Origin of the sequence: Sphingopyxis sp. HIX (genome assembly GCF_001468285.1) — a bacterium.
Taxonomy (GTDB): domain Bacteria; phylum Pseudomonadota; class Alphaproteobacteria; order Sphingomonadales; family Sphingomonadaceae; genus Sphingopyxis.
Genome location: NZ_LNSB01000020.1, coordinates 79833 through 87554 on the forward strand (window position 1 = coordinate 79833; position 7722 = coordinate 87554).

At 67.4% G+C, this 7722-nt stretch carries 8 protein-coding genes; 3 read left to right on the top strand and 5 right to left on the bottom strand.

Translation table 11 applies throughout. The features are described from left to right. Positions 1-41: 41 nt before the first annotated feature. On the bottom strand, positions 42-776 hold the full coding sequence (locus ATE62_RS11355) for a helix-turn-helix transcriptional regulator (RefSeq protein ID WP_082662760.1): 735 nt from the start codon (positions 774-776) through the stop codon (positions 42-44). 74 nt (positions 777-850) lie between these two features. Between ATE62_RS11355 and ATE62_RS11360 the strand changes: the two genes are divergently transcribed. Next, positions 851-1771: a hypothetical protein gene (locus ATE62_RS11360; RefSeq protein WP_197411672.1), complete on the top strand. Its 921-nt coding sequence runs from the start codon at positions 851-853 to the stop codon at positions 1769-1771. Between the two features lie 42 nt (positions 1772-1813). Here ATE62_RS11360 and ATE62_RS11365 read toward each other — a convergent pair whose 3' ends face one another. The 3 genes from ATE62_RS11365 to ATE62_RS11375 all read right to left on the bottom strand — a co-directional run bounded on the left by ATE62_RS11365 (position 1814) and on the right by ATE62_RS11375 (position 4955). Then, the gene (locus tag ATE62_RS11365; RefSeq protein ID WP_058808143.1) at positions 1814-2914 is read right to left on the bottom strand and encodes a pyridoxal phosphate-dependent aminotransferase; all 1101 of its coding nucleotides are present in this window, start codon (positions 2912-2914) and stop codon (positions 1814-1816) included. A 150-nt stretch (positions 2915-3064) separates the two neighbouring features. Continuing rightward, the gene (locus ATE62_RS11370) at positions 3065-3820 is read right to left on the bottom strand and encodes a hypothetical protein (protein WP_058808144.1); all 756 of its coding nucleotides are present in this window, start codon (positions 3818-3820) and stop codon (positions 3065-3067) included. A 76-nt stretch (positions 3821-3896) separates the two neighbouring features. Next, positions 3897-4955 carry a type 1 glutamine amidotransferase domain-containing protein gene (locus ATE62_RS11375; RefSeq protein WP_058808145.1) on the bottom strand — a complete coding sequence of 353 codons (1059 nt, stop codon included), beginning with the start codon at positions 4953-4955 and terminating at the stop codon, positions 3897-3899. 98 nt (positions 4956-5053) lie between these two features. On the opposite strand from ATE62_RS11375, the gene ATE62_RS11380 reads away from it, so the two are divergent. Beyond that, positions 5054-5782 (top strand): response regulator transcription factor, encoded by a 729-nt coding sequence (locus ATE62_RS11380; protein ID WP_197411673.1) that lies wholly within the window; start codon positions 5054-5056, stop codon positions 5780-5782. After that, complete coding sequence (locus tag ATE62_RS11385; protein WP_058808146.1) at positions 5782-7068, top strand: sensor histidine kinase; 1287 nt, start codon at positions 5782-5784, stop codon at positions 7066-7068. The genes ATE62_RS11380 and ATE62_RS11385 overlap by 1 nt, the downstream gene beginning before the upstream one ends. 13 nt (positions 7069-7081) lie before the next feature. On the opposite strand, the gene ATE62_RS11390 is transcribed toward ATE62_RS11385, so the two are convergent. Beyond that, positions 7082-7722 (bottom strand): tetratricopeptide repeat protein (locus ATE62_RS11390; protein ID WP_231736246.1); only part of this gene is annotated, 641 nt, incomplete at its 5' end.

Here is a 7722-nt window from a genome sequence, read left to right on the forward strand (position 1 = left end):
TGCGCGCCGCAGCGCGCGCCGGCCATCCCTCCTCGGAGGGATCAGTTCGCGCGGCGGCTCTGCGCGAACAGTTCGGCGAGCGAGCCCACGTTGAGCTTGCGGAAGATCTGCTTGCGATGATCCTTGACCGTGTGCCGGCTGATGTCGAGCCGCAGCGCGATCGCCTCGCTCGAACAGCCCGCGACCATCAAGTCGTAAACCTGGCATTCGCGTGTGGTCAGGCGGTCCAGCGAAGGCGCCGGGCGGCACAGCGCCGCGTGGCGATCGAAGGCCGCCTTGACCGGGCCCGACAAGGTGCCCAGCGCCGTTAGGTCGGCGGGCGAAAGCGCGGTGGAGGCGCGCTCGCGATAGAAGCTGAGCTCGACGACGCCGCCCAACGCCGCGACATAGAGCCCGATCTCCTCGCAGCGTTCGGGCCAGCCGAGCGTGCGGAACCCCATTTCCTCTTCGCTCGTCCAGACGAGATAGTCGCCGGGTCGCGCGCCGCCTTCGATCGCAAAGTCGCTCGCACGTACCGCGCCGAGCATCGGTGCGGGATGGAGCATCGGGCTCATCGCATGGGTATGGCGGCAATAATTGGCGAGGCCCTGCCCGAAACCCGCGGGCGCAAATCCGTCGAAAAGAAGCTCGGCGGGCGCGTCGGCGCGATGCAGTACCGCTGCCGCCAGATCGAAGCCGATGGCCGACCGTAATCCCTCCGCGGCGGCCGCGGCGAAGCCCGCGTCGCCGATGGCGCCGATCATCGTGGTCAGTGCCGATTGCATCGTTGCAGCCATGATCCCTCCGTCGGGGGATGGACTATTCCGACAAAGCTGACACCTGCTTGTCGTGCAACAGCAGGATGACCGACATGCGGATAGTCGAATTGCCCGAGATCGTCGCGACGCTGGACGAGGCAGCGGCGATCGCGGCGATCGAGGACGGGTTTCGCCGCCTGCACCGCGGCGAGGTCCAACTCGCCGAGGTCGGGCATCTGAATTTCGCCGACCCGCCCGGCGACTGCCATGTGAAGGGCGGGCATATCGCGGGCGACACGGTCTTCGTCTTCAAATTCGCGACGAGCTTCTACCGCAACCCCGCGCGCGGGCTGTCGTCGAGCAACGGTTTCATGATCGTGGTGAGCGCCGAGACGGGCGAGCAGCTGGCGATGCTCCGCGACGAGGGGCTGCTCACCGATACAAGAACAGCGATCGCCGGCGCGATCGCCGCGCGTGCGATCCTCCGGCCGGGATCGACGACCCTCGGCGTCGTGGGGACGGGCATCCAGGCGAAAATGCAGGGCGAAATGATCGCGCGGCTGCTGGGTCTGGACGAAATCCTCGTCCATGGCCGTAGCGCGGGCAGGGCAGCCGCGCTGGCGGCCGAATTGGGCGGCGAAGCCGTGAGCCCCGCCGAACTATGTGCGCGCGCCGACCTGATCGTCACCACGACGCCGTCGACGACGCCCGTGCTGACCGAGGCGATGGTGCGGCCCGGAACGCGGATCGTCGCGGTCGGTGCCGACACGCCGGGCAAGCAGGAACTCGAAACCGCGCTCACTGCGAAAGCGCGGCTGATCGTCGATTCCGCGGTGCAGTGCGCGCATCATGGCGAGGCGGGCTGGCCGGTCCGCGCGGGCCTGGTCGCGGCGGAATCGCTCGTCGAACTCGGCGCGCTGCTCGAAAATCCGGTCGCCTTCGCCGAGACCGATATCGTGGTGGCCGACCTGACCGGCGTCGCGGTGCAGGACATCGCGATCGCCAAGACCGTGTGGGAGCGGCTAAGTGGCTGAGCTGCCGCCGGCCCCCGCCTTCGCGGGGGCGACGGCCTTGGCCTATCCCCGCAGCGCCGCCGATATCGCGATCAGCCCCGCTCCCAGCTCCGTCCGCGTCGGCCAGCCATAGCCGAGGCGGAAATAACTGTCGGGCAGGTCGAACCAGTGGCCCGGCGCCACGTAAGTCCCATGCTCGTTCAGCAGCCGCTCGTAGAAGCCCGCGGTGCCGCCCGCCGGCTCCGAGCGCATGCGCACGAAACCGACGACCCCGCCCGACGGCTCGTTCCACTCGAGCAAATCCTCGCCCGCCATCCATTCGATCACCCGCGCGCGGCGTTCGCGCATTTCGGCGAGCGTCTCGGCAAGTACCTCGTCCTTTCGCGACAGCAGCTGCTCGGCGATCCATTCGTCGACGACGCTGCCGCAGATCGCGATCTGCTCCTTCGCTGCGAGGAAGATCTCGTGCAGTTCGGGGTTTTTGACGATCAGCCAGCCCATGCGCGTGCCGGGGATGCCATAGGCTTTCGACAGCGACGACACGCTGATCACATGGCTGCCGAGCGTCGCCGCGAGCGGGGTCAGCGGCCCGAAGCACAGCTCGCGATAGGTTTCGTCGACGACCAGATAGGCGTTGTTGTCGGCGGCGATCTCCGCCAGGCGGCGCAGTTCGGCCTCGTCGGACAGGATTCCGCTCGGGTTGTGCGGGTGGGTTATGCTGATCACCTTGGTTTTCGTCGTGACCTTGGCGGCGAGGGCGTCGACGTCGATGCGGAAGCCGGTGTCGAAGGTCAGGTCGACATAGTCGATGGCACACCCGATCGCGCGCGGGGTTTCGAGGTTGAGCCCGTAATTGGGGCGGACCACCACGATATGGTCGCCGGGCGCGAGCAACGCGGTCGCGATGATGAACAGCGCCCCCGCCGCGCCGGTCGTGACGAGCACGTCGTCGGCGCAAAGGCCTGCGCCGTCGCGCGCGATCAATGCGCGCAGCGCGCTACTGCCGCGATGCTCGGTGTAGAGCAGGGTGAGGTCGGGAATGGTCAGGCCGAGGTCGGACAGCTTGCGGTCCGAGATCGAGCTTTCGGCGAGATTGTTGCGGATATTCCCGTAACCGAACTCTTCGGGAGATTCGACCTCGATCGGCAGTCTGGCGTAACGCATGGCATGGCCCCTCGCATGATTGGAGGGGCCAGGATGCCGGGCAATCGACGATCATTCCACCCCTCCACCGAGGGATATGGGCGAATTCGCGCCCTCATGCCGGGGTCCGCGCGATCATGCGGTCCCGGGCGGGCGTCGGGCGGCACCCAGTCATTTACGCGCGCGCTTCGCCACGCATTTTTTCAGCCGGTCGCGCGCGGCCAAACCACCCGTCCAATCGACCTTGGCGACCGATTTTCCCTTGATCGACACGTCGAATCCGTGGCTGTCGAGCATATTGTCGAGCAGCGCATCGACCGACGGTACCGTCAGCGCGATGGCGCCATAGGCATCGCCGGCCAGATGATAGTTCAGCGCCTCGACCGTCTGCGGCGGGCTTCCATCGGATTGCGTCAGCGTTACCTGCAGCTTGCGGACCGTGTCGGGACGCGGAATGTCGTCGCTCCAAAAGGTCAGCAGCGCGCCGTCATAGTCGCCGCCGGGGCCCGACAGTCGGACAAACCCGTCTTTTTTCCAGTAGAATGCCGCACAATATTCGCCCGGCGCCGGCTCGGCATGATCCTGGAAAAAGTCCCAGCCGCCATTCTCGTAGCGGGTGTAGAGCGGATTTTTCATCAGTTCGGCGCGCTTCACCATATTGTTGACGCTCTCCTGCATCAGCGCGACCATGCCGGTCGCCACGGTCATCCGGTCGCGCATCGGGTCGGCGGGCGGTTCTTCATAGCGCGGATCCTCCTCGCCCTGCGGCGACGTCGCGGCGATATCGATCATCTGCTGGTGATGCTGAGCCTGCGCAGCACAGATATTGGGGAGGTCGGAGCAGGCGGCCGCCGGCGCAGCGGTGACGAGCGCCAGCAACGCGGCGCCGCTCGCCAAGCCATATTTGACGAGGTCGGGGTGTGGCATGACAATCTCCGAAAAAAAGAGCAGCGCAGGGAATGCGGCGCCGGCTGCAGCGCGCGCCGGCGCGTAAGCTTGACCATCAGGGCATTTCCGCCAGCTTTTGCCGGGCGTCGGTCAGCGCCGCCGCCAGCCGGGGTTCTTTATAGTAGGGCGAAGCCAATTCCATGACTTCGATCGCCGTCTTCAGCGTCGCGCGGTCGGCACCGGGCGATTTGGCGCGATAATGTCCCCAGGCGGCGATGAGCGGCACATCGTGTCCTGACGGGCCGGCGGCCAGCTCGGCGCGCGCGCCCGCGCCATCGCCCGCTTGAACGCGAGCGATCAGCGCTATGCTTCGTTCGTCCGCGAAAGGCTCGCGGACAACGGGCACGCGGCCCATGGCGCGAACGACCGCTTCCGCGGCGCTGGAGGTCGAATAGGGGTTTTGTCCGGTCACCAGGCGGCCGTCGGTAACCACATGGTCGAGCATCATCGGCGCCTCGCTGAACCGCGCCCCGGCTCCGCGCAGCCCGTCCTCGAGCAGAACCGGGAAAGCGGCGGCCCAGCGCTTGCCGAACAGGGCCTCTTCTTCGTTGGAAAAGCCCGTCACCGATTTGCCCGCGACCAGCCGGCTTCCATCCGGCATCGGCACGTTGATCAGGGCGGCCGGGCCATGGCACACCGCGCCGACGACCCCGCCCGCGCCATAGGTGGTCGCCAACAGATGTTTGAGGTCGAGATCGACGGGCAGGTCGAACATCGCGCCCTTGCCGCCGATGATGAAGATCGCGGCGTATGTCTTGTCCTTCACGCTCGGCAGTGCTTGTGCCGTCTCGAGCTTGGCGCTGGCCTCGCGGTCGTCGAGGAACCGCCGGTTATAGGGTTTGTCGGGGTCGAACGCGTCGGCCACGGGCGTGCCGCCCTTGGGACTGGCGATATCGACCGTCAGCCCATTGTCGGTAAATACCGCATAGGCTTGCGAAAGCTCGTCCATTTCGAACCCAGGGCGCGTCTTGCCGCCGTCGAGGCCGTGTCCGCTGACGACAATGAGCACATGCCCCGCGCGTTCCGCCGCACCCGTGTCGGCGTGCACGGGGAGGGGGATGGTGGCCACCGCGCCGGCCAGGGCGGGCAACGCAAGCTTTGTCCAGAGTTTCATTATCGGTTTCCTGCCGGTTTGTCGGGACGGGCAGGAATGTCACGGCGCGCGTCACAAGGATGTAAAAGCGTCTTTGACGATTCTTTGACGCGCTTCGCGTGAAGCAGCGCTATCTGGTCGGGCCGGGACAGGGAGGCGATGTGCACAACAGGCTCGACATTCTGCTCGTCGAGGACAATGCCGATCTTGCGGCGAATATCATCGACTATCTCGAAGCGATCGGCCACCGCCTTCATTATGCCGCCGATGGCGACGCCGGGCTGCGCGACGTCTTCACCCGCCCGATCGATCTGGTTCTGCTCGACGTGGCGCTGCCGCGGCGCGACGGATTGAGCGTTTGCGCCGAGGTCCGGCGCCGCGCCGATCGCCGCATCCCGATCCTGATGCTGACCGCCCGCGACACGCTGGGTGACAAGCTCGCCGGGTTCGCGAGCGGGGCCGACGACTATCTGGTCAAGCCCTTCGCGCTCGCCGAACTGGCAGCGCGCATCGGCGCCCTCGCGCATCGCACCACCCTTCAGGAGCCCTATCGTCTCGTGATCGGGCCGCTGGCGGTGGATCGCCAGGCGAGGCTAGCGACGCGCGACGGCCGTCTGCTGCACCTGTCGCCCCGCCTTTGGGACCTCCTGCTCCTGCTCGCCGAAATGTCGCCCAATCCCGTTGCGCGTATCGACGCGACGCGCCGGCTGTGGGGCGACGAGCCGCCATCGTCCGACGTGCTCCGCGCCCATATCCACCTGCTTCGCCAGATCGTCGACAAGCCATTCGCCGCGCCCATGATCGAAACGGTGCACGGCGTCGGTTTCCGGCTGGTGGTCCCGGCGTGATGGTGCGGCAATCGAGCCTGCGGCGAAGCATCGTCGCGATCATCGTCGCGGCCGTGCTCGCCACCAGCGCGGTGTTCGGCCTTGCCGCCTTCGTGTTCGCTTATGCGATCGAAGATGAGCAATTCGTCGCGGCGCTGACCGAGGAAGCCGGTCGCCAGCAGGCGAGCTGGCGCCGCGATGCCGTTCTGCTGCCGCCCGAGCGCGCCTATGTCCGGATCTATCGCGATCCGGCGCGGCTCCCGTCCGATCTGCGCGCGCAATTCGCCGAAAGCCCGCAGCGGATCGAATTCGCGGGCGAGCAGGGGCGCCACTATCATATCCTGCGCTTCACGCTGGATGCCGGCCGCGACGGCGCCCCGGCTGGATCCGCCATCGCCGTCGCCGAGGTCGGCCGCTACCTCATCGTTCGTCCGCAGCGCACCGCGATGATCGAAATGCTGCTCGCGCTCGGCCTTGCCATCGCGGCGTCGACGGCACTGATTGGCGGGTGGCTGGCGCATCGCGCGACAGCGCCGCTCGGCCGCCTCGCGCGCGAGATCGCCGGTGCCGACGGAGCCATTCCCCGGATCGTCGCGGCCGACTATCCCGGGAACGAGATCGGCCTGCTCGCGGGGGCTCTCGAACGATCCTTTCGCCGGATCGCCGATTTTGTCGACCGCGAACGAGCCTTTACCCGCGACGCCAGCCACGAACTGCGGACACCCGTCGCGGTGATCCGCGGCGCGGTCGATGTCATCGCCCTGCGTCCTGACCTGCCCGCGCCCGTCCCCGAGGCCTTGCGACGGATCGAAGGCGCCGCGGCCGACATGACGCAGGCGCTCGACCTTCTGTTGTCGGTCGCCCGCGAGGGGGAGCGTCGCGACCGGAGCGCCACCTTGTTGCTGCCGCTGGTGGAAAAGGCGGCGGCCGACGCCGCGGTTCGCTTTCCGGCGCAGGCGATGCAGCTTTCCGTCGATGTGCCGGCCGACATGCGCGTGATGGCCGATGCCGCCGCCCTCCAGCTCATTCTGGGCAATCTCATCGGCAACGGCTTTCAGCATGCGGGGGGCGGAAAGCTGGTCATTCGCGCCGAAGGCACGGCGCTGGTCATCGCCGATGCCGGACCGGGGCTCGGCAACGACCCGCATCTGTTCGAGCCCTTCGCAAGGGGCGTCGCAAGCACGGGTAGCGGGCTCGGGCTCGATATCGTGCGGCGGCTCTGCAATGCGACCGGGATTCGCCTCTCCTGCCGCGATGCCGACGATGGCCGGGGAACGCAATTCCTGCTGGAGTTCGACGCCGGTTGATCCGGTCCGCCGCCTACCGGAGGATCGTCCGGTAACGGGGATCCAGATCGATGGCCCGTTGTTCGTCTGCGCTCGCGCGATTGGGATTGCCATATTTCCGGAGCAGGACGCTGCGGCTGTAATAGGCGCGGGCCGACTTCGGCGCTAGTTGCACCGCACGGTCGAGATCGGCAAGCGCGGCCTCGCTGTCGCCTTGGCGATCATAGGCCAGGCCGCGGTTGAGATAGGCGACCGAAAGGTCCGGGGCGACCGCGATGGCCTCGCCGAACGCCGCGATCGCCTGATCGAAATTGCCGTCCCACGCCTGCTTCAGGCCATCGGCAAGATGGGTATCGGCGTCACGCCGTACCGCTTTGGGCGCCTTGCCGGCGAGTTTCCGGCATCGCGGCAGCGCCTGGCTCGGGTCGTTCACCGTGCAGGCGTTCCAGTCGCCGCGGCCGATCGGAACGCTTTTCGCCACGCGCGTGCCGGTGACGACGACTTCGCGTTCCGCGCCGCGCGCATAGTCGTCGGCCGCCACGGCCGAAACGGCCAACGGAACATCCTGCGATGGCGCTGCCGCCCTTGCCCGTCCTGTGACCACAATAGGCGCGGCCTTTTCGGCGAGCATACCGGCAGGCGACGGCGGTGGTGCGGGCGGGGGCGGAGGGGGAG